At 76.0% G+C, this 334-nt stretch carries 1 pseudogene; it reads right to left on the bottom strand.

The features are described 5' to 3' along the window. Positions 1–334 (bottom strand): annotated as a pseudogene (locus tag DW309_RS15085) (cation-transporting ATPase); the annotation flags it as partial.

Here is a 334-nt window from a genome sequence, read left to right on the forward strand (position 1 = left end):
GCGCGGGACAGCAGACCGCGCATCCGTCCCGGTCGCATCGCCTCCGCCCGCCCGGCCGCCCTGACCAGATCGTCGGGGGCGGACGACCGCGGCCGCTCACCCGCGGGGAGCTCCTGCTGCATGCGCGCCGCCACGACCTCGCGCTGCTGTGGGGTGAGCCGCGCGAACGCCTCGCGGTGGAGCTGCTCGATGCGCTGAGGATCGGCCGTCTGCATCAGGTAGTCGTACCGGGCGATCGCGGCACGATCCTGCCGGGAGAGCGCGGATCCGCCGTGGTGCGGTGCGGGCGGCGGCGCGAAGGCCCCCGCGGGTCGTGTCCGGTCCTGGTCGCGAC

The sequence above is a fragment of the Microbacterium sp. K41 genome (assembly GCF_004794395.1).
GTDB lineage: Bacteria > Actinomycetota > Actinomycetes > Actinomycetales > Microbacteriaceae > Microbacterium > Microbacterium sufflavum.